At 62.9% G+C, this 20613-nt stretch carries 23 protein-coding genes; 22 read left to right on the plus strand and 1 reads right to left on the minus strand.

The features are described 5' to 3' along the window. Positions 1-62 precede the first annotated feature (62 nt). Positions 63-605, plus strand: a complete 543-nt coding sequence (locus ACTORR_RS19000) for a glycine zipper 2TM domain-containing protein (protein WP_054887558.1) — start codon at positions 63-65, stop codon at positions 603-605. Positions 606-813: 208 nt separating this feature from the next. On the opposite strand, the gene suhB is transcribed toward ACTORR_RS19000, so the two are convergent. Further along, on the minus strand, positions 814-1632 hold the full coding sequence (gene suhB, locus ACTORR_RS19005) for a type III secretion system regulator SuhB (RefSeq protein ID WP_054887559.1): 819 nt from the start codon (positions 1630-1632) through the stop codon (positions 814-816). 151 nt (positions 1633-1783) lie between these two features. On the opposite strand from suhB, the gene trmJ reads away from it, so the two are divergent. The 21 genes from trmJ to ACTORR_RS19110 all read left to right on the plus strand — a co-directional run bounded on the left by trmJ (position 1784) and on the right by ACTORR_RS19110 (position 20524). Continuing rightward, entirely contained in the window at positions 1784-2554 is a 771-nt protein-coding gene (trmJ, locus tag ACTORR_RS19010) for a tRNA (cytosine(32)/uridine(32)-2'-O)-methyltransferase TrmJ (RefSeq protein ID WP_313365726.1), read from the plus strand. Between the two features lie 3 nt (positions 2555-2557). After that, positions 2558-3346: a serine O-acetyltransferase gene (cysE, locus tag ACTORR_RS19015; protein WP_313365725.1), complete on the plus strand. Its 789-nt coding sequence runs from the start codon at positions 2558-2560 to the stop codon at positions 3344-3346. Between the two features lie 179 nt (positions 3347-3525). Then, positions 3526-4017 (plus strand): Fe-S cluster assembly transcriptional regulator IscR, encoded by a 492-nt coding sequence (iscR, locus tag ACTORR_RS19020; RefSeq protein WP_054887562.1) that lies wholly within the window; start codon positions 3526-3528, stop codon positions 4015-4017. Between the two features lie 46 nt (positions 4018-4063). Next, positions 4064-5278, plus strand: coding sequence for an IscS subfamily cysteine desulfurase (locus ACTORR_RS19025; RefSeq protein WP_027920282.1), 1215 nt, complete (start codon positions 4064-4066; stop codon positions 5276-5278). 46 nt (positions 5279-5324) lie between these two features. Further along, the gene (iscU, locus tag ACTORR_RS19030; RefSeq protein ID WP_007929523.1) at positions 5325-5711 is read left to right on the plus strand and encodes a Fe-S cluster assembly scaffold IscU; all 387 of its coding nucleotides are present in this window, start codon (positions 5325-5327) and stop codon (positions 5709-5711) included. A gap of 35 nt (positions 5712-5746) precedes the next feature. Further along, a complete protein-coding gene (gene iscA / locus ACTORR_RS19035; protein WP_023630636.1) occupies positions 5747-6070 on the plus strand; it encodes an iron-sulfur cluster assembly protein IscA in 324 nt (107 codons plus the stop codon). Positions 6071-6078: 8 nt separating this feature from the next. Further along, the gene (gene hscB / locus ACTORR_RS19040; RefSeq protein WP_054887564.1) at positions 6079-6600 is read left to right on the plus strand and encodes a co-chaperone HscB; all 522 of its coding nucleotides are present in this window, start codon (positions 6079-6081) and stop codon (positions 6598-6600) included. 42 nt (positions 6601-6642) lie between these two features. Continuing rightward, a complete protein-coding gene (hscA, locus tag ACTORR_RS19045; RefSeq protein WP_313364678.1) occupies positions 6643-8505 on the plus strand; it encodes a Fe-S protein assembly chaperone HscA in 1863 nt (620 codons plus the stop codon). Positions 8506-8508: 3 nt separating this feature from the next. After that, positions 8509-8850, plus strand: coding sequence for an ISC system 2Fe-2S type ferredoxin (gene fdx / locus ACTORR_RS19050; RefSeq protein WP_054887566.1), 342 nt, complete (start codon positions 8509-8511; stop codon positions 8848-8850). A 10-nt stretch (positions 8851-8860) separates the two neighbouring features. Further along, positions 8861-9061: a Fe-S cluster assembly protein IscX gene (iscX, locus tag ACTORR_RS19055; protein WP_023382209.1), complete on the plus strand. Its 201-nt coding sequence runs from the start codon at positions 8861-8863 to the stop codon at positions 9059-9061. 90 nt (positions 9062-9151) lie between these two features. Then, positions 9152-9577 (plus strand): nucleoside-diphosphate kinase, encoded by a 426-nt coding sequence (gene ndk / locus ACTORR_RS19060; RefSeq protein ID WP_054887567.1) that lies wholly within the window; start codon positions 9152-9154, stop codon positions 9575-9577. 28 nt (positions 9578-9605) lie between these two features. Further along, the gene (rlmN, locus tag ACTORR_RS19065) at positions 9606-10751 is read left to right on the plus strand and encodes a 23S rRNA (adenine(2503)-C(2))-methyltransferase RlmN (RefSeq protein WP_054887568.1); all 1146 of its coding nucleotides are present in this window, start codon (positions 9606-9608) and stop codon (positions 10749-10751) included. A 13-nt stretch (positions 10752-10764) separates the two neighbouring features. Continuing rightward, the gene (gene pilW, locus ACTORR_RS19070) at positions 10765-11526 is read left to right on the plus strand and encodes a type IV pilus biogenesis/stability protein PilW (protein WP_054887569.1); all 762 of its coding nucleotides are present in this window, start codon (positions 10765-10767) and stop codon (positions 11524-11526) included. Continuing rightward, the gene (locus tag ACTORR_RS19075; RefSeq protein WP_054887570.1) at positions 11523-12557 is read left to right on the plus strand and encodes a RodZ domain-containing protein; all 1035 of its coding nucleotides are present in this window, start codon (positions 11523-11525) and stop codon (positions 12555-12557) included. The genes pilW and ACTORR_RS19075 overlap by 4 nt, the downstream gene beginning before the upstream one ends. A gap of 3 nt (positions 12558-12560) precedes the next feature. Next, positions 12561-13670 carry a flavodoxin-dependent (E)-4-hydroxy-3-methylbut-2-enyl-diphosphate synthase gene (gene ispG, locus ACTORR_RS19080; protein WP_054887571.1) on the plus strand — a complete coding sequence of 370 codons (1110 nt, stop codon included), beginning with the start codon at positions 12561-12563 and terminating at the stop codon, positions 13668-13670. Positions 13671-13694: 24 nt separating this feature from the next. Continuing rightward, positions 13695-14984 carry a histidine--tRNA ligase gene (hisS, locus tag ACTORR_RS19085; protein ID WP_099814290.1) on the plus strand — a complete coding sequence of 430 codons (1290 nt, stop codon included), beginning with the start codon at positions 13695-13697 and terminating at the stop codon, positions 14982-14984. Between the two features lie 39 nt (positions 14985-15023). Next, entirely contained in the window at positions 15024-15662 is a 639-nt protein-coding gene (locus ACTORR_RS19090; RefSeq protein ID WP_054887573.1) for a tetratricopeptide repeat protein, read from the plus strand. Next, positions 15663-16805 (plus strand): outer membrane protein assembly factor BamB, encoded by a 1143-nt coding sequence (gene bamB, locus ACTORR_RS19095; RefSeq protein ID WP_054887574.1) that lies wholly within the window; start codon positions 15663-15665, stop codon positions 16803-16805. It abuts the gene before it with no gap. Positions 16806-16921: 116 nt separating this feature from the next. Continuing rightward, the gene (gene der / locus ACTORR_RS19100; RefSeq protein ID WP_054887575.1) at positions 16922-18385 is read left to right on the plus strand and encodes a ribosome biogenesis GTPase Der; all 1464 of its coding nucleotides are present in this window, start codon (positions 16922-16924) and stop codon (positions 18383-18385) included. Between the two features lie 211 nt (positions 18386-18596). After that, positions 18597-19745, plus strand: a complete 1149-nt coding sequence (locus ACTORR_RS19105) for a pyridoxal phosphate-dependent aminotransferase (protein ID WP_099814292.1) — start codon at positions 18597-18599, stop codon at positions 19743-19745. Then, entirely contained in the window at positions 19733-20524 is a 792-nt protein-coding gene (locus ACTORR_RS19110; protein WP_054887577.1) for an amidohydrolase, read from the plus strand. The genes ACTORR_RS19105 and ACTORR_RS19110 overlap by 13 nt, the downstream gene beginning before the upstream one ends. Positions 20525-20613: the final 89 nt, after the last annotated feature.

Consider the following 20613-nt stretch of genomic DNA (forward strand, 5'->3'; position numbering starts at 1 on the left):
TTTTTTTCGCTCCAAGGCTGGGAGAAAGCAGGTTAGTCCTGCAGGTACAACAGGAGGTTCATGTGAACAAATCAATGCTCGTAGGCGCTGTGCTGGGTGCTGTCGGTGTTACTGCCGGAGGTGCTGTTGCCACCTACAGCTTGGTGAACAAGGGGCCTGAGTACGCTCAGGTCACCGACGTGCAACCGATCAAGCAACAGGTCAAGACCCCGCGCGAGGTCTGCAAGGATGTCGCCGTTACGCGTCAGGCGCCGGTCAAGGACCAGCACCAGATCGCCGGTACCGTGGTAGGTGCCATTGCCGGCGGCCTGCTGGGTAACCAGATTGGCGGCGGCACCGGCAAGAAGATCGCCACCGTGGCCGGTGCGGTCGGTGGTGGTTATGCCGGTAACAAGGTGCAGGAAGGCATGCAGCAGCGTGACACCTACACCACCACGCAAACCCGCTGCAACACGGTCAACGACATCAGCGAGAAGGTGGTAGGTTACAACGTGACCTATTCCATTGGTGATCAGGTGGGCAAGGTGAAGATGGACCGCGAGCCGGGTTCGACCATTCCGCTGGACAAGAATGGCAAGCTGATCCTCAGCGAAGCCGGGCAGTAAGGCGCGCGCGGTCTGCTCTTTGTAGGAGCGGCCTTGTGTCGCGAAAGGGGCGCGTAGCGGCCCTGGGATCTTAGCCATATCACAGATTGCCGGGGCTGCTTCGCAGCCCTTTCGCGACACAAGGCCGCTCCTACAGGGTCGCGTATGGCGGGACAAAGGCATAAAAAAGCACCCCGAGGGGTGCTTTTTTTATGCCTGCAATCCGCGCTTAGCGCTTCATGCTCTCTGGCAGGTGTGGCTGGATAGCGGTCAGTACGGCCTTGAAGCACTTGATGTTGCCTGCAACGATGTGGCCCTTGTCGAGGAAGTCATGGCCACCGTTGAAGTCGCTCACCAGGCCACCGGCTTCCTGGATCAGCAGCACGCCTGCCGCCATGTCCCACTCGGACAGGCCCGACTCCCAGAAGGCGTCGAAACGGCCGGCGGCCACGTAGGCGAGGTCCAGGCTGGCGGAGCCGGCGCGGCGGATGCCGGCGGTCTGGCCAGTCAGGGCGCGGAACATGCCCAGGTAGTTGTCCATGTCAGCCATCTGGTTGTCACGGAACGGGAAGCCGGTGCCCAGCAGGGCGCCGTCCAGGCTGGTGCGCGAGCTGACGCGCAGGCGACGGCCATTGAGCTGGGCGCCACGGCCGCGGCTGGCGGTGAATTCTTCCTGGCGAACCGGGTCGACGATCACGGCATGCTCGAGGCGGCCACGGTATTTGCAGGCGATGCTGACAGCGAAGTGCGGGATGCCACGCAGGAAGTTGGTGGTGCCGTCCAGCGGATCGATGATCCACAGATAGTCCTTGCCTTCTTCGCCGGTGCCGGCGTGCAGGCCGGTTTCTTCACCTTGAATGGAGTGGTTCGGGTAGGCCTTGCGCAGGGCGTTGACGATGCTCTGCTCGGCGGCACGATCCACTTCGGAGACGTAGTCCTTGGCCTCTTTCTCGTCGACCTTGATGCTATCCAGGCGTTCGATGGAGCGGAAAATCAGTTCACTGGCGCTGCGAGCGGCGCGCAGGGCGATATTCAGCATAGGCTGCATGGGCGGGTCACCTGGAGATGTTAAAGAAGAAAGCCGAACATTCTAGCAGAAAAGTTTGGCGGCAGAAGTGTCACATTTGCTTTCGTGGCGTTACGCTGGTCGGTTCTGTAAGATCGTTTTCCCCCAAACCTGCATCTGAGAGCACAACACCTTGCTGCAAAATATTCGTGTTGTTCTGGTCAATACCAGCCACCCCGGCAACATCGGCGGCGCTGCGCGTGCCATGAAAAACATGGGCTTGTCGCGTCTGGTGCTGGTGCAGCCAAAAGAGTTCCCGTCCGGCGACGCCTCCGCGCGGGCTTCGGGCGCCGACGATATCCTGGCCAATGCCCAGGTGGTCGACAGCCTTGAGGACGCGCTGGTCGGGTGCAATCTGGTCATGGGCACCAGTGCTCGTGAGCGCAGCATCCCCTGGCCATTGATCGACCCGCGCGAATGCGGGGCCAAGGCCGTGGAGCACGCCAACGGTGGTGAAGAGATCGCCCTGGTGTTCGGGCGTGAGCACGCCGGCCTGACCAACGAAGAACTGCAGCGATGTCACTTCCACGTGCACATTCCCTCGAACCCCGACTTCAGCTCGCTGAACCTTGCCGCCGCAGTCCAGGTGCTCTCCTATGAGGTGCGCATGGCCTGGCTGGCAGCGCAAGGCGCGCCTACCAAGGTCGAGAAGTTCGACGCCAACTCGCTGCGCAGCAACGAGCTGGCGACCATGGACGAAATGGAGCTGTTCTACGAACACCTGGAGAAAACCCTGGTGGACATCGGCTTCCTCGACCCCGAGAAGCCCAAGCACCTGATGCCGCGCCTGCGCCGGCTGTACGGGCGCAGCTCGGTAAATCGTTCGGAAATGAGCATTTTGCGCGGCATCCTCACCGAGACCCAGAAGGTCGCCCGGGGTGAGCCGCATAAACGGAAGGACTGACAGATGTTCGAACGTCTGCGTGAAGATATCCAGAGCGTATTCCATCGTGACCCGGCGGCGCGCAACGCCTTCGAGGTGCTGACCTGCTATCCGGGCATGCACGCCATCTGGCTGCATCGCCTGGGCAATGCCTTGTGGAAGCGTGACTTCAAGTGGCTGGCGCGCCTGGTGTCGAACTTCGGTCGCTGGATGACCGGTATCGAGATCCATCCCGGCGCGACCATCGGTCGGCGCTTCTTCATCGACCACGGCATGGGTATCGTCATCGGTGAAACCGCCGAGATCGGCGACGATGTCACTCTTTATCAGGGGGTGACCCTGGGCGGCACCAGCTGGAACAAAGGCAAGCGTCACCCGACCCTGGAAAACGGTGTGGTGGTAGGGGCGGGTGCCAAGGTGCTTGGCCCGTTCACTGTCGGTGCCGGGGCCAAGATCGGCTCCAATGCCGTGGTGACCAAGGCGGTTCCGGCCGGCGCTACTGCGGTTGGCATCCCGGGGCGGATCATCGTCAGGAACAGCGAGGACACCGAACTCGAGGCCAGGCGCAAGGCCATAGCCGAGAAGATCGGCTTCGATGCCTACGGCGTCAGCGGTGACATGCCGGACCCGGTAGCCCGTGCCATCGGCCAGATGCTTGATCATCTGCAGGCGGTCGACGAGCGTCTGGAGGGTATGTGTGGAGCGCTGACCAAGATGGGCAGTGACTATTGTGCCAAGGAGCTGCCGAAGTTGCCGGAAGATGACTTCGCGGTCGAAACCCAGGCGGCCCAGCGCGACACTCAGTCGCATTGATTGCGTCGCAGTGAAGTCACTCTGACATATGGGGCGTGTGCTCGCGCCCCATTGCTGCTACACTCGCGCCCGCCTCCCTGATGCAAACCCGACTAAAGCAGTAGGTCTAATAGTTGACTTAAATGCTCGGGAATCGCATACTCGCACACATCCCGTAACTCCCGTGGTACCCATTAGCCATGCGACTGACTACCAAAGGCCGATACGCCGTCACTGCCATGCTCGACCTGGCATTGCACGCGCAGCATGGGCCGGTGTCTTTGGCCGACATTTCCGAGCGCCAGGGCATTTCCCTCTCTTATCTGGAACAGCTGTTCGCCAAGCTGCGCCGCAGCAGCCTGGTTTCCAGTGTGCGCGGTCCGGGCGGTGGCTACCAGCTGTCGCGCGGCATGGAAACCATCCAGGTGGCCCAGGTCATCGACGCGGTCAACGAGTCGGTCGATGCCACCCGTTGCCAGGGCCTCGGGGATTGCCATGCCGGTGACACCTGCCTGACCCACCACCTGTGGTGCGACCTCAGCCAGCAGATTCACGAATTCCTCAGTGGCATCAGCCTGGCTGACCTTGTCATGCGCCGTGAGGTGCAGGAAGTCGCCCAGCGCCAGGACCTGCGGCGTGTCGCAGGCCGTACCGCCCTGCTGGACAAGATTGAGACGTCCGCCGTCGACTGACCGCTTAACAGTGACGAGCGACGCCACCGCCTGATAGGAGATACCCATGAAGTTGCCGATCTACCTCGATTACTCCGCTACCACGCCGGTCGACCCACGTGTCGCCCAGAAGATGGCCGACTGCCTGCTGGTCGACGGCAACTTCGGTAACCCGGCCTCCCGTTCCCACGTGTTCGGCTGGAAGGCCGAGGAAGCGGTCGAGAACGGCCGCCGCCAGGTTGCCGAGCTGATCAACGCCGACCCGCGCGAAATCGTCTGGACCAGCGGTGCCACCGAGTCCGACAACCTCGCCCTGAAAGGTGTGGCGCACTTCTATCAGACCAAGGGCAAGCACATCATCACCTCCAAGATCGAGCACAAGGCGGTCCTGGATACCGCTCGCCAGCTCGAGCGCGAAGGTTTCGAAGTCACCTACCTGGAACCTGGCGAAGACGGCATCGTCACCCCGGCCATGGTCGAAGCCGCCCTGCGCGACGACACCATCCTGGTCTCGCTGATGCATGTGAACAACGAAGTCGGCTCGATCAACGACATCGCCGCCATCGGTGAGCTGACCCGTTCACGCGGCGTGCTGTTCCATGTCGATGCCGCCCAGTCCGCTGGCAAGGTCGAAATCGACCTGCAGAAGCTGAAGGTCGACCTGATGTCGTTCTCGGCGCACAAGGTCTACGGCCCTAAAGGCATCGGCGCGTTGTACGTCAGCCGCAAGCCGCGCGTGCGTCTGGAAGCCATCATTCACGGCGGTGGCCATGAGCGCGGCATGCGTTCGGGCACCCTGCCGACTCACCAGATCGTCGGCATGGGCGAGGCCTTCGCCATCGCCAAGCAGGAAATGGCCGCCGAGAACGTGCGCATCAAGGCCCTGAGCGACCGCTTCTTCAAGCAGGTCTCGGACCTCGAAGAGCTGTACGTCAACGGCAGCAAGACTGCCCGCGTGCCGCACAACCTGAACCTGAGCTTCAACTACGTCGAAGGCGAGTCGCTGCTGATGTCCCTGAAGGACATCGCCGTATCGTCCGGTTCGGCCTGTACCTCCGCTTCGCTCGAGCCGTCGTATGTACTGCGCGCTCTGGGCCGCAACGACGAGCTGGCGCACAGCTCGATCCGCTTCTCCTTCGGCCGTTTCACCACCGAAGAAGAAGTCGACTACGCCGCGCAGCAAGTCTGCATGGCCGTCAACAAACTGCGTGAGCTGTCGCCGCTGTGGGACATGTACAAAGACGGCGTTGACATCTCCAAGATCGAGTGGGCCGCCCACTAAGCAGTCGCCGGCAAGAGCGGCTCCCTGATGAGGAAGGAATTGCACCATGGCATACAGTGAAAAGGTCATCGACCACTACGAAAACCCACGCAACGTCGGCAAGATGAACGCCGAGGACCCGGATGTCGGTACCGGCATGGTCGGCGCCCCTGCGTGCGGTGACGTGATGCGTCTGCAGATCAAGGTCAACGAGCAAGGCATCATCGAAGACGCCAAGTTCAAGACTTACGGCTGCGGTTCGGCCATCGCTTCCAGCTCCCTCGCCACCGAGTGGATGAAGGGCAAGACCCTGGACGAAGCCGAAACCATCAAGAACACCCAGCTGGCGGAAGAACTGGCGTTGCCGCCAGTGAAGATCCACTGCTCGGTACTCGCCGAAGATGCCATCAAGGCAGCCGTTCGCGACTACAAGCAGAAGAAAGGCTTGATCTAAGCCGCCCGTAGCAAGGTAAGAGTCAAGGAGTTCCGATGGCTATCAGCATGACAGAAGCCGCCGCCAACCACATTCGCCGCTCCCTCGACGGGCGCGGCAAGGGTGAGGGCATTCGCCTGGGCGTGCGCACCACCGGCTGCTCGGGCCTGGCCTACGTGCTGGAGTTCGTCGACGAGCTGGCCGCAGAGGACCAGGTGTTCGAGAACCATGGCGTCAAGGTGATCATCGATCCCAAGAGCCTGGTCTACCTCGATGGCACCGAGCTGGACTTCGTCAAGGAAGGGTTGAACGAAGGCTTCAAGTTCAACAACCCCAACGTGCGCGGTGAGTGTGGCTGCGGCGAAAGCTTCAACGTCTGAGGCTGGCCGTGGGTACTCCTTGTCATTTCGCTCTGTTTGACCTCCAACCCAGCTTCCGCCTGGACCTCGACAAACTGGCCACTCGCTACCGCGAGCTGGCGCGCGAGGTCCATCCGGACCGCTTCGCCGACGCCTCCGAGCGCGAGCAGCGGGTAGCGCTGGAAAAGTCGGCGGCTCTCAACGACGCCTACCAGACCCTGCGCAGTGCGCCGCGCCGTGCCCGCTACCTGCTGGCTATCGGTGGCCACGAAGTGCCCCAGGAAGTCACGGTCCATGACCCTGATTTCCTGATGCAGCAGATGCAATGGCGCGAGGAGCTCGAAGAGCTGCAGGACGAAGCCGACCTCGATGGCGTGGCGGTGTTCAAGAAGCGCCTGAAGGTCGCCCAGGACACGCTCAACGAGGATTTCGCCGCCTGCTGGGACCTGCCTGCCGAGCGCGACAAGGCCGAGCGCCTGATGCGCCGCATGCAGTTCCTCGACAAGCTCGCCCAAGAAGTGCGCCAACTGGAAGAGCGCCTCGACGATTAACCCGGTGTCGCCCGTGATGACGCCTAAGGTATTCAGATAAGCATGGCCCTACTGCAGATCGCCGAACCCGGTCAAAGCCCTCAGCCACACCAGCGTCGCCTGGCGGTGGGGATCGACCTGGGTACCACCAATTCACTGGTCGCTGCCGTGCGCAGCGGTCGCAGCGAGCCCCTGCCCGATGCGCAGGGCAACGTCATTCTGCCTTCGGCGGTGCGATACCTGGCTGGCCACAGCGAAGTCGGCCTGGCCGCGCGCGAAGCAGCTTCCAGCGACCCGTTGAACACCGTGCTGTCGGTCAAGCGCCTGATGGGCCGTGGCCTGGCAGACGTCAAGCAGCTTGGTGAGCAACTGCCGTACCGCTTTATCGGCGGTGAGTCGCACATGCCGTTCATCGACACCGTCCAAGGGCCGAAAAGCCCGGTGGAAGTGTCCGCCGACATCCTCAAGGTGCTGCGCGAGCGTGCCGAAGCCACCCTGGGTGGCGAGTTGGTGGGCGCGGTGATCACGGTGCCGGCCTATTTCGACGACGCCCAGCGCCAGGCTACCAAGGATGCCGCACGCCTGGCCGGCCTGAGCGTGCTGCGCCTGCTCAACGAGCCGACCGCCGCGGCCGTGGCCTATGGCCTGGACCAGAACGCCGAAGGCCTGGTGGCCATCTATGACCTGGGTGGCGGCACCTTCGATATTTCCATCCTGCGCCTGACTGCCGGCGTGTTCGAAGTGCTGGCCACCGGTGGCGATACCGCGCTGGGTGGCGACGACTTCGACCACGCCATTGCTGGCTGGATCATCGAGCAGGCCGGCCTGTCCGCCGATCTCGATCCGGCCACCCAGCGTCAGCTGCTGCAGGCTGCCTGCGCAGCCAAGGAAGCCTTGACCGATGCCGACACCGTCCGTGTCAGCCACGGCGCCTGGGCGGGCGAGCTGAGCCGCGCCGCCTTCGAAGCCATGATCGAGCCCCTGGTTGCCCGCAGCCTGAAAGCCTGCCGCCGCGCCGTGCGCGACAGTGGCATCGAGCTGGAGGAGGTCGGCGCAGTGGTGATGGTCGGTGGTTCGACCCGCGTGCCGCGTGTTCGGGAAGCTGTCGGTGCGTTGTTTGGTCGCACTCCGCTGACTTCGATCGACCCTGACCAGGTAGTGGCCATCGGCGCCGCCATTCAGGCTGATACCCTGGCCGGCAACCGCCGCGAAGGTGGCGAACTGCTGCTGCTCGATGTCATCCCGCTGTCCCTGGGTCTCGAGACCATGGGCGGGCTGATGGAGAAGGTGATCCCGCGCAACACCACCATTCCGGTGGCCCGTGCCCAGGAATTCACCACGTACAAAGATGGCCAGTCGGCCATGATGATCCATGTTCTGCAGGGCGAGCGCGAGCTGATCAGCGATTGCCGCTCCCTGGCGCGCTTCGAGCTGCGCGGCATTCCAGCCATGGTGGCTGGCGCCGCCAAGGTACGCGTGACCTTCCAGGTCGACGCCGACGGCCTGCTCAGCGTTGCTGCCCGTGAACTGGGTTCGGGCGTGGAGGCCAGCATTCAGGTCAAGCCGTCCTACGGCCTGACCGACGGCGAGATCGCCCGCATGCTCAAGGATTCCTTCGAGCACGCCGGTTCCGACAAGCAGGCGCGCCAGCTGCGTGAGCATCAGGTTGACGGCGAACGCCTGCTCGAAGCGGTGCAGGGCGCCCTGGATGCCGACGGTGACCGCCTGCTCAGCGAAGACGAGCGGGTCGCCATCGAGTATCAGATGCAAGAATTGCGTGATTTGCTCAGCGGCACCGATGGCGCAGCCATCGAGCAGCAGACCAAGCGTCTGTCGCAGGTGACCGATGCCTTTGCCGCCCGCCGCCTTGATTCGACGGTCAAAGCCGCACTGGCCGGGCGCAACCTGAATGAGATCGAGGAGTAACCGATGCCCCAGGTGATTTTCCTGCCGCACGAGAAGTTCTGCCCGGACGGGCTGGTGGTCGAGGTAGAGCCAGGAACCAACATCCTGGAGTTGGCCCACGAGCACCACATCGAGATGGAAAGCGCGTGCGGCGGCGTGTGCGCCTGCACCACCTGCCATTGCATCGTGCGCGAAGGCTTCGACTCGCTCGAGGAAGCCGACGAGCTGGAAGAGGATATGCTGGACAAGGCCTGGGGTCTGGAGGCGCAGTCGCGCCTGGCCTGCCAGGTGATCGTCGGTGAGGATGACCTCACCATCGAGATTCCTAAGTATTCGCTCAACCACGCTGCCGAAGCGCCGCACTGAGGTTTGCCCGATGAGCCTGAAATGGATTGATGTACTTGAGATCGCCATCCAGCTTGCGGAAAGCAAGCCGGACGTCGATCCTAGATATGTGAATTTCGTCGATCTGCACCGCTGGGTGCTGGCCCTGCCAGAGTTCAGCGACGATCCGTCACGTGGCGGTGAGAAAGTGCTAGAGGCCATCCAGGCGGCCTGGATCGAAGAAGCCGACTAAGCGTGACGCTGCAGGTTAGGCAATCCCCTGGAACCCGCGTATAATTCGCGGGTTTAATTTTTCGTAACACTCAATATTCTGGAGTTTTCCATGGCTGTTCAACGTACTTTCTCGATCATCAAGCCTGACGCCGTTGCCAAGAACGTCATCGGCAAGATCACTACCCGCTTCGAAGAAGCTGGCCTGAAAATCGTTGCCTCGAAAATCAAGCAGCTGTCCAAAGCCGAAGCCGAAGGCTTCTACGCCGAGCACAAAGAGCGCGGCTTCTTCGCTGACCTGGTTGCCTTCATGACTTCCGGTCCGGTCGTTGTTCAGGTTCTGGAAGGCGAAAACGCCATCGCTCTGAACCGTGAGCTGATGGGCGCTACCAACCCGAAAGAAGCTGCTCCTGGCACCATCCGTGCTGACTTCGCAGAATCGATCGACGCCAACGCCGTTCACGGTTCGGACTCCGAAGCTGCTGCTGCTCGCGAAATCGCTTACTTCTTCGCTGCTACCGAGGTAACCACTCGCTAAGCGAAAGCTTACGGGTGAGGGTGAATCCATGACGACATCTACTGGCAAAATCAACCTGTTGGGGCTGACCCAGCCGGAAATGGAAAAGTTCTTCGACTCGATAGGGGAGAAGCGCTTCCGTGCCGGCCAGGTGATGAAATGGATTCACCATTTTGGCGTGTCCGACTTTGCGGCCATGACCAACGTAGGCAAGGTCTTGCGCGAAAAGCTCGAGGCCGTTGCCGAGATTCGCCCCCCGGAAGTGGTCAGTGAAGACATTTCCGCCGACGGCACCCGCAAATGGGTGATCCGCGTTGCCTCCGGCAGCTGCGTCGAGACCGTCTACATCCCTACCGACGACCGCGGTACCCTCTGCGTCTCGTCGCAAGCCGGCTGCGCCCTGGACTGCAGTTTCTGCTCCACCGGCAAGCAAGGCTTCAACAGCAACCTCACCGCCGCCGAGGTGATCGGCCAGGTGTGGCTTGCGAACAAATCCTTCGGGACCGTCCCGGCCAAGATCGACCGCGCAATTACTAACGTGGTCATGATGGGCATGGGCGAGCCCCTGCTGAACTTCGACAACGTCATTGCCGCCATGCACATCATGATGGATGACCTGGGCTATGGCATTTCCAAGCGTCGCGTCACCCTGTCCACCTCGGGCGTGGTGCCGATGATCGACGAACTGGCCAAGCACATCGACGTGTCCCTGGCGCTGTCGCTGCATGCGCCGAACGATGAACTGCGCAACCAGCTGGTGCCGATCAACAAGAAGTACCCGCTGAAGATGCTGCTGGAGTCGTGCATGGGCTACATGTCGACCTTGGGCGGCAAGCGCGTGCTGACCATCGAGTACACCCTGCTCAAGGACGTCAACGACCAGCCCGAGCATGCGGCGCAGATGATCGAGCTGCTGCGCGACGTTCCGTGCAAGATCAACCTGATCCCATTCAACCCGTTCCCGCATTCGGGTTACGAGCGGCCGAGCAACAACGCCATCCGCCGCTTCCAGGACCTGCTGCACCACGGTGGTTTCAACGTTACCACCCGTACCACCCGTGGCGACGATATCGACGCCGCCTGTGGTCAGCTGGTCGGCCAGGTCAACGACCGCACCCGCCGCAGCGAGCGTTACATCGCCGTCCGCCAGCTGTCCGCTGACGCCGAGCTGCAAGACAGCGCCGTGCGTCACTGAGTCTGGCCTTGCCATGAGCCTGCGCGCCGCGCTGTCGATCCTTGCGCTTTCGCTGCTCGCCGGCTGCGTGTCGGGCGGCGCGAGCGATCCCCTGGCCAACCGTCAGGGGCGGGCAGAGGCAGCGCATGCCTATACGCAGCTTGGCCTGGGTTATTTGCAACAAGGTTTGACCCAGCAGGCCAAGGCCCCCTTGGCCAAGGCCTTGGCGCTGGATGCTGCGGATGCCGACGCTCACGCCGCCATGTCCCTGGTGTTCCAGGCCGAAGGCGAGCCAGCTCTTGCCCAGGCGCACTTCGAGAAAGCCCTTGCAGCCCGCCCGGGTGATACGCGAATTCGCAACAACTACGGCAGTTTCCTATATGCTCAGCAACGTTTCGCCGAAGCCGAGCAGATGTTTCGCCTGGCCAGTGCCGATACCCTGTATCCTGAGCGTTCGCGGGTGTACGAGAACCTTGGCCTGACGGCCCTGGAGCTCGACAAGCGCGATCAGGCACATGCGTATCTGACCAAGGCCCTGCAACTCGACCGACGCCAGCCCAGAGCGCTGCTGGAAATGGCTGAGTTGTCCTTCGAAAACAGGCATTATGTGCCAGCCCGGGATTACTACGATCGTTTCAGCCAATTGAGCGATCACAACGCCCGTAGCCTTTTGCTGGGCAGCCGCCTTGCCCGGGTATTCGGCGAGCAGGGCACCCTGGCCGATCTGGGCCAGCAATTACAACGACTTTATCCCGGTACGCCGGAATATCAGCAATACCTGTCGGAGCAACGATGAAAGCCGCGCATCCCGAAGTAGCAGCAGCGACTGGCCAGAACCCCGGTGAGCTGTTGCGCCAGGCCCGCGAGAAACGGGAGTGGTCGCAAGCCGAGGTGGCCCGCAAGCTCAACCTCACCGTAAGTTCGCTGAACCACGTGGAAACCGGTGCCTTCGACAAGCTGCCAGGGCATACCTTCGCGCGTGGTTACATCCGCGCCTACGCCAAGTTGATGGACATGGACCAGGCGCCGCTGGTCGAGGCCTTCGACCAGTACACCGGTACTCATGCCAAGGGCAGTGATGTGCACTCCCTGGGCCGTATCGAAGAGCCGGTGCGGCTTTCCCACAACATCATGCGTGGCGTCACCTTGCTGCTTCTGGTTGCAGTGGTCGGCGGCAGCTTCATCTGGTGGCAGGATCAGGGCAGCTTGAAAGGCAAGGACCTGGCCAAGATGGCGCTGGAGCACGTGGAAGTCGAAAGTGCCGACGGCACCACCCAGATTCATCCGCTGGACGAACCTGAAGACCAGGCAGTGACCGCGGGCCAGCAGCCTGAAAGCGCACCGCTGGCGCTGGAGCAGGCCCCCGCCGAGGCGGCAGCCGAAACCACCAGCGAGGCCGCCCCGGCTGCGACTGCTACGCCTGCACCCGCGCCTGCTCCTGTTCAGGTGCAGCAGGCACCGGTCCATGCTGCCGCGCCCGCCCCGGCCCCTGCGGCTCCGGTGGCACCGTTAACGTCGGCCGCGCCAGTCGCCAGCGTGCCGGCCACCGCCGCTGAGCCTGCCGCGCCTGTGGCCGTGCCGGCCGGCAGCGCCAAGGTTGCAATCCAGTTCACCGCCGATTGCTGGACCCAGGTGTCCGATGGCAACGGCAAGGTGCTGTTCAGCGCCATCAAGCGCAAGGGGGACAACCTCGAGCTGACCGGCAAGCCGCCGTTCGCGGTCCGCCTGGGCTTTGCCCGTGGCGCCCAGGTCAGCTACAACGGCCAGGCCGTCGATGTTGCCCCGTTCACCAGTGGCGAGACCGCTCGCCTAAAGTTGGGACAGTAAGTCATGCACGGCGAATCTCCGATCAAACGTCGCGAATCCCGCAAAATCTGGGTCGGCAATGTGCCGGTGGGTGGTGATGCCCCCATCGCGGTGCAGAGCATGACCAACACCGACACCAACGATGTGTTGGCTACCGTGGCGCAGATCCAGCGCCTGGTCGATGCCGGCGTCGACATCGTCCGCGTCTCGGTACCGGACATGGACGCCGCAGAGGCGTTCGGCAAGATCAAGCAGCTGGTCAGCGTGCCGCTGGTTGCCGATATCCATTTCGACTACAAGATCGCCCTGCGCGTGGCCGAGCTTGGCGTCGACTGCCTGCGCATCAACCCGGGCAACATCGGCCGTGAAGACCGCGTGCGCGCGGTGGTCGACGCTGCCCGCGACCGTGGTATCCCGATCCGCATCGGCGTCAACGCCGGTTCTTTGGAGAAGGACCTTCAGAAGAAGTACGGTGAGCCGACCCCGGCCGCGCTGGTCGAGTCGGCCCTGCGTCACGTCGAGCACCTCGATCGCCTGGACTTCCAGGACTTCAAGGTCAGCGTCAAGGCCTCCGACGTGTTCATGGCCGTCGAGGCCTATCGCCTGTTGGCCAAGCAGATCATCCAGCCGCTGCACCTGGGGATCACCGAAGCCGGAGGCCTGCGCTCGGGGACAGTGAAATCTGCCGTCGGCCTCGGTATGCTGCTGGCCGAAGGCATCGGCGATACCATTCGTATCTCGCTGGCGGCCGACCCGGTCGAGGAAGTGAAGGTCGGCTACGACATCCTCAAGTCGCTGCACCTGCGTTCGCGGGGCATCAACTTCATCGCCTGCCCGAGCTGCTCGCGGCAGAACTTCGACGTGGTCAAGACCATGAACGAGCTCGAAGGGCGCCTGGAAGACCTGCTGGTGCCGCTGGACGTGGCGGTGATCGGTTGCGTGGTCAACGGCCCTGGCGAAGCCAAGGAGTCCCACGTGGGGTTGACCGGTGGTACGCCGAACCTGGTCTACATCGACGGCAAGCCGGCGCAGAAGCTGACCAATGACAACCTGGTCGATGAGCTGGAAAAGCTCATCCGCCAGAAAGCGGCCGAAAAGGTCGAGGCTGACGCGGCGCTGATCGCCCGCAGCTGACACACAGATTCGTAAGGACTTTTCGTGAGCAAATCGCTGCAAGCCATCCGTGGCATGAACGACATCCTGCCAGAGCAGTCGCCACTCTGGCGCTACTTCGAAGGCACCGTCGCCGGCCTGCTGGACACCTATGGGTACAGCCAGATCCGCACGCCGATCGTCGAGTTCACCGAGCTGTTCAAGCGCTCCATTGGTGAAGTCACCGACATCGTCGAAAAAGAGATGTACACCTTCGAGGACCGCAACGGCGATTCGCTCACCCTGCGCCCAGAAGGCACCGCCGCCTGTGTGCGGGCTGTGCTGGAACATGGCATCACCGGCAACGGCCAGGTGCAGAAGCTCTGGTACATCGGCCAGATGTTCCGCCACGAGCGCCCGCAGAAGGGCCGCTATCGGCAGTTCCACCAGATCGGTGTGGAAGTGTTCAACCTGGACGGCCCGGACATCGACGCCGAGCTGATCATGCTGACCTGGCGCCTTTGGGGCCTGCTGGGCATCCAGGATGCGGTCAAGCTCGAACTCAACAGCCTGGGCACCAGCGAAGCCCGAGCCCGTTACCGTGACGCGCTGGTCGAGTTCCTCTCGGCGCGCCTGGAGCAGCTCGACGAAGACAGCCAGCGTCGCCTCAAGAGCAACCCGCTGCGTATCCTCGACAGCAAGGACCAGGGTACCCAGGCGGTGCTGGTCGGCGCACCGAAGCTGGAAGATTATCTGGACGAAGATTCCCGCGTGCACTTCGAGGGCCTCAAGGCACGCCTCGACGCCGCTGGCATTCCGTTCGTGATCAACACCAAGCTGGTCCGTGGCCTGGACTACTACAGCAAGACCGTGTTCGAGTGGGTCACCGACAAGCTCGGTGCCCAGGGCACCGTCTGCGCCGGTGGCCGTTACGACGGCCTGGTCGAGCAGATGGGCGGCAAGCCGACCCCTGGCGTTGGTTTCGCCATGGGCATCGAGCGCCTGATCCTGCTGCTGGAAACCCTTGGCAAGGTCCCCGAGTCGATCAACCGCACCATCGACGTCTACCTGTGCGCCTTCGGCGAGCAGGCGGAGCTGGCCGGCCTGCGCCTGTCCGAAGGCCTGCGCGATCGCTTGCCGGCCCTGCGCCTGGCGGTCAACGCCGGCGGAGGTAGCTTCAAGAGCCAGTTCAAGAAAGCCGACAAGAGCGGCGCACTGTTCGCCCTGATCCTCGGCGACGACGAACTGGCCAAGCAAGAGATCGGCTTGAAGCCCCTGCGTGGGCAGGGCGAACAACAGAACATTGCCTGGGATGCTCTGGCTGAGCACCTGGAAACCGCGATCGCTCAGGCGTAACGCGGTTCAACAAGCGAATAGGCGAAAAGGAGTATTGGGGTGTCGAGTACCGATGATGAACTGGCAGGGGTCAAGGACTGGTGGAACCGCAACGGCAAGCCGCTGCTGACCGGTGCCCTGCTGGCTGGCGTGGTGGTGTTGGGCTGGAATACCTGGCACAAGTACCAGAGCAACCAGTCGCAAGGTGCCTCGCAGCTGTATCAGGCCCTGCTTGAGACCAGCCTGACGCCGAATGGCCAGCCAGACGCAACCAAGGTCGCGGAGCTGGCCGGCAAACTCAAGAGCGAGTTCGGCGGTACTGCGTACGCCCAGTACGGCAGCCTGTTCGTGGCCAAGGTCGCGGTCGAGAGCGGCAAGCTCGACGACGCGGCTGCCGAGCTGAAAAGCGTGCTGGACAAGCCGGCCGATGTCACCCTGGGCGAAATCTCGCGCCAGCGCCTGGCTCGCGTGCTCGCCGCCCAGAACAAGGCCGAAGAAGCCCTCAAGCTGCTCGACGGTGACGCCGACAAGGCATTCCTGGCCAGCCGTGAGGAACTGAAAGGTGATCTGCTGGTGCAACTGGGTCGTGGCGACGATGCCCACAGTGCCTACGAGAAAGCCAAGGCCGCGCTGTCTGATGAAGCAGCAGTCGGTGGCCTGCAACTGAAGCTGGATGACCTGGCCAAAGGGGACGCGTAAGTGATCGGTTGGAAACAAGCAGCAGTGCTGACCCTGGCCGTGCTGGCCGCAGGTTGCAGCAGCAACAGCAAGAAGGAACTGCCTCCGGCCGAGCTGACCAAGTTCACCGAGGAAGTGGTGCTGAAGAAGCAGTGGAGCCGTTCGATCGGTGACGGCCAGGGTGAAACCTACAACACCCTGGTTCCGGCAATCGAGAACGACCGTATCTACGCCTCCGACGTCAATGGCGAAGTCTTCGCCCTCGACCGCATCACCGGTGACGTGGTGTGGAAGAAGGACCTCGAGCTGCCGGTCTCCGGCGCTGTCGGCGTAGGCTACGGCCTGGTGATGCTCGGCACCCTCAAGGGTGAAGTCATCGCGCTGGATTCCAGCACGGGCGAAGAGCGCTGGCGCTCGCGTGTTACCAGTGAAGTGCTGGCGCCACCGGCCAACAACGGCGACGTTGTGGTGGTACAGACCCAGGACGACCGCCTGATCGGCCTGGATGCCGCCACTGGCGACCGCCGCTGGATCTATGAAAACACCCCGGCCGTGCTGACCCTGCGTGGTACCGGCGCGCCGATCGCCACCAACCGTCTGGCCGTGGCCGGCCTGTCCACGGGCAAGGTGGTGGCGGTAGACATCAACAACGGCGTGCCAGTGTGGGAAAGCCGCGTGGCCATCCCGCAGGGCCGTTCCGAGCTGGACCGCGTGGTCGACATCGACGGCGGTCTGCTGCTGTCCGGTGGTACCCTGTACGTCAGCACTTACCAGGGCCGCGTGGCGGGCCTGGACCTGGAAAGCGGCCGTGTGCTGTGGCAGCGCGATGCTTCCAGCTACGTGGGTGTCGCCCAGGGTTTCGGCAACGTCTATGTCAGCGAAGCCAGCGGTACCGTTGAAAGTGTCGACGAGCGCTCCTCCAGCGCGCTGTGGACCAACGATTCGATGGCCCGCCGTCAGCTGACCGCGCCTGAAGTGTTCTCCAGCTACGTGGCTGTGGGTGACTTCGAGGGTTACTTGCACCTGCTGAGCCAGGTCGATGGCCGCTTTGTCGGCCGTGAGCGTATCGACAGCGATGGCCTGCGCGCCCGCCCACTTGTGGTCGGCGACACCATCTACGTCTTCGGCAACAGCGGCAAGCTCGAGGCACTGACCGTCCGCTGAAGCTATGCTTGGAGCCTTGGCGGCTTCAGGCCGCGGCGTAGGACACGCCGCCCGAACTCCGGCCGCTGCCTTGCAGCGGCCTTTGCATTTTCAAGAATTCAAGAGTGGAGAGCCGCATGGTTCCCGTAATCGCCCTGGTGGGCCGCCCGAACGTCGGCAAATCCACCATGTTCAACCGCCTGACCAAGACCCGCGATGCCATCGTCGGTGACTTGTCGGGCCTGACCCGTGATCGCCAGTACGGTGATGCCACCTGGCAGGGTCGTTCCTTCATCCTCATCGACACCGGCGGTATCACCGGGGACGAAGTGGGCATGGACGAGAAGATGGCCGAGCAGTCGCTGATGGCCATCGAGGAAGCCGACTACGTGCTGTTCCTGGTCGACGCTCGCGCCGGCATGACCGCCGCCGACCAGATGATTGCCGAGCACCTGCGCAAGCGCAACAAGTCGGCCATCCTGGTCGCCAACAAGATCGACAACATCGACGCCGACGTCGCTCGCGCCGAGTTCTCGCCGTTGGGCATGGGCAATGCCATTCCGGTAGCCGGCTCCCAGGGCCGTGGCATCAACGCGCTGATGGAGGCTGTGCTCGGCCACATCCCGCGTGACCAGGTCGAGGAAGCGCTGGACGCTGAAGTGGCCGAAGGCGAGGAAGCGGTACGCATCCCGGGCCCAAGCGAGAAAGATGGCATCAAGATCGCCATCATCGGCCGCCCGAACGTGGGCAAGTCGACCCTGGTCAACCGCATGCTCGGCGAAGAGCGTGTGGTGGTGTACGACCAGCCGGGCACGACCCGCGACAGTATCTACATCCCGTTCGAGCGTGATGACGAGAAGTACACCTTCATCGACACCGCTGGCGTGCGCAAGCGCGGCAAGATCCACGAGGAAGTCGAAAAGTTCTCGGTGGTGAAGACCCTGCAGGCGATCAAGGACGCCAACGTGGTGATCTTTGTCATGGACGCCCGCGAAGGTGTGGTCGACCATGATCTCAACCTGCTGGGCTTCGCCCTGGAAGCCGGCCGCGCCATTGTCATCGCCCTCAACAAGTGGGATGGCATGGAGTCGGGTGAACGCGACTACGTGAAGACTGAGCTGGAGCGCCGGCTGTTCTTCGTCGACTTCGCCGACATCCACTTCATCTCGGCCCTGCACGGCACGGGCGTCGGCCACTTGTACAAGTCGGTACAGGCCGCGTTCAAGTCGGCGGTCACCCGCTGGCCGACCAGCCGCCTGACGCAGATCCTCGAAGATGCCGTGAGCGAGCACCAGCCACCGCTGGTCAACGGTCGCCGCATCAAGCTGCGCTATGCCCACCTCGGTGGTGCCAACCCGCCGCTTATCGTGATCCATGGCAACCAGACCGACAAGATTCCGAAGTCGTACTCGCGTTACCTGGAGAACACCTACCGTCGGGTGCTGAAGCTGGTCGGTACGCCGATCCGCATCGAGTACAAGGGCGGTGAGAACCCGTACGAGGGCAAGAAGAACACCCTCACCGATCGCCAGGTCAACAAGAAGCGCCGCTTGATGTCACACCACAAGAAGGCCGAGAAGAAGCGCCGCGACAAGCGCTGATTCCGCGTCTGCTTCTTCGCGGGCTCGCCCGCTCCCACAGGTACAGCACAAACCTCAAGCGGTGTGCAGTACCTGTGGGAGCGGGCGAGCCCGCGAAGAGGCCCGTTGATCCAGCGCAATCCCTGGGTTGTTTGAACCTTTTTCCTGACCGCTCGATCCGCTATGCTCGGACTCCACCCCGTGCCGGATACACCCCAGGAAAGAGGGCTCCATGATCCGCAGCAAACTGCCGAATGTCGGCACGACCATCTTCACCACCATGTCCCAGCTCGCCATGCAGACCGGCGCGCTGAACCTGTCCCAAGGCTTCCCCGACTTCAATGGCCCGCAGGCGTTGCTCGATGCAGTCGGCCGCCATGTCGCCGCCGGGCATAACCAGTATTCGCCGATGACCGGCCTGCCGGCCCTGCGCCAGCAGGTGGCGGCCAAGGTTGCGCGGCTGTACGGCGCGCAGGTGGATGCCGATCAGGAGGTGACCATCACCCCGGGCGCCACCGAGGCGATTTTCTGCGCCATCCAGGCGTTGATCCACGCTGGTGACGAGGTGATCGTCTTCGACCCTTGCTACGACAGCTACGAGCCGTCGGTGGAACTGGCGGGCGGGCGCTGCGTGCATGTGCAACTGAGCGACGGTGACTTCCGCATCGACTGGCAGAAGTTCAGCGATGCCTTGAGCCCACGCACGCGCATGGTCATTCTCAATTCGCCGCACAACCCCAGTGGCGCGCTGATCAGTCGCGAAGACCTTGACCAACTGGCCGGTCTGATCGCCGATCGCGACATCTATCTGGTCAGCGACGAAGTCTATGAGCACCTGGTCTACGACGGTGTGCGCCATGCCAGCGTGCTGGCCCACGAGCAGCTGTATTCACGGGCGTTCGTGGTCAGCTCGTTTGGCAAGACCTACCACGTCACCGGCTGGAAGACCGGCTACGTGATTGCGCCGCCGGCCTTGAGCGCCGAACTGCGCAAGGTGCATCAATACGTCAATTTCTGCGGCGTGACACCGCTGCAATGCGCACTGGCCGACTTCATGGCCGAGCACCCGGAGCACATCGACGAATTGCCGGCCTTCTACCAGGCCAAACGCGACCTGTTCTGCGACCTGCTCGAAGGCTCGCGTTTCAGCTTTACCCGCACGGCAGGCACCTATTTCCAGCTGGTGGACTATTCGCAGATCCGCCCGGACCTGAACGATGTCGACATGGCCCTGTGGCTCACCCGTGAGCACGGCGTGGCGACCATTCCGGTGTCGGTGTTCTACCAGCAACCCATCCCCGAGCAACGCCTGGTGCGCCTGTGCTTTGCCAAACGTGAGGAGACGCTGCGTCAGGCAGCGGAAAAACTATGCGCGATCTGAGTGCACTGCCCAACCTGAAAGTCGCCCTGGTCCAGACCACGCTGGCCTGGCATGACCGTGAGGCCAACTACGCGCATTTCGAGGTGCTGCTGGAGCAGGCCCGCGGCAGCGATCTGGTGGTCTTGCCCGAGATGTTTACCACGGGTTTTTCCATGCAGTCGGAAACCCTGTGCGAGCCTGAGAACGGCCCCACCTACAAGTGGCTCAAGGCACAGGCCAAACGCATCGACGCGGTGATCACCGGCAGCGTGATCATCCAGGCCGCCGACGGCAGCCACCGCAACCGCTTGCTGTGGGCGCGGCCGGATGGCGAAATCCTGCATTACGACAAGCGTCACCTGTTCCGCATGGCGGGCGAGCACAAGCACTACACACCAGGTGAGCGCCAAGTGCAGTTCGAGGTCAAGGGCTGGCGGGTGCGCCCGCTGATCTGCTACGACCTGCGCTTCCCGGTGTGGAGCTGTGATGCCCAGGACACCGACCTGCTGCTGTACACCGCCAACTGGCCTGCAGCACGCCGCCAGCACTGGAACCGCCTGTTGCCGGCGCGGGGCATCGAGAACCTGTGCTACGTGGCGGCGGTGAACCGGGTGGGGACCGACGGCAAGGGCTTTGCCTACTCCGGGGACAGCCAGGTGCTGGACTTTCAGGGTGAGAGCCTGCTCAGCGCAGGGGAGGCGGACGGGGTATTCACTGCGGTGTTGAGTGCTGCAGAGCTGGGCGCGTACCGCACCAAGTTCCCGGCCAACCTGGATGCCGATACCTTCGAGTTGCACTAAAGCCAGACTGGCCCGTTGTGGGAGCGGCCTTGTGTCGCGAAAGGGCTGCGAAGCAGCCCCAGGATTTCAGCATAACTGCAGATATTGAT

The organism is Pseudomonas sp. SAR267 (assembly GCF_052077595.1).
In the GTDB taxonomy this organism is placed as follows: Bacteria; Pseudomonadota; Gammaproteobacteria; order Pseudomonadales; family Pseudomonadaceae; genus Aquipseudomonas; species Aquipseudomonas vlassakiae.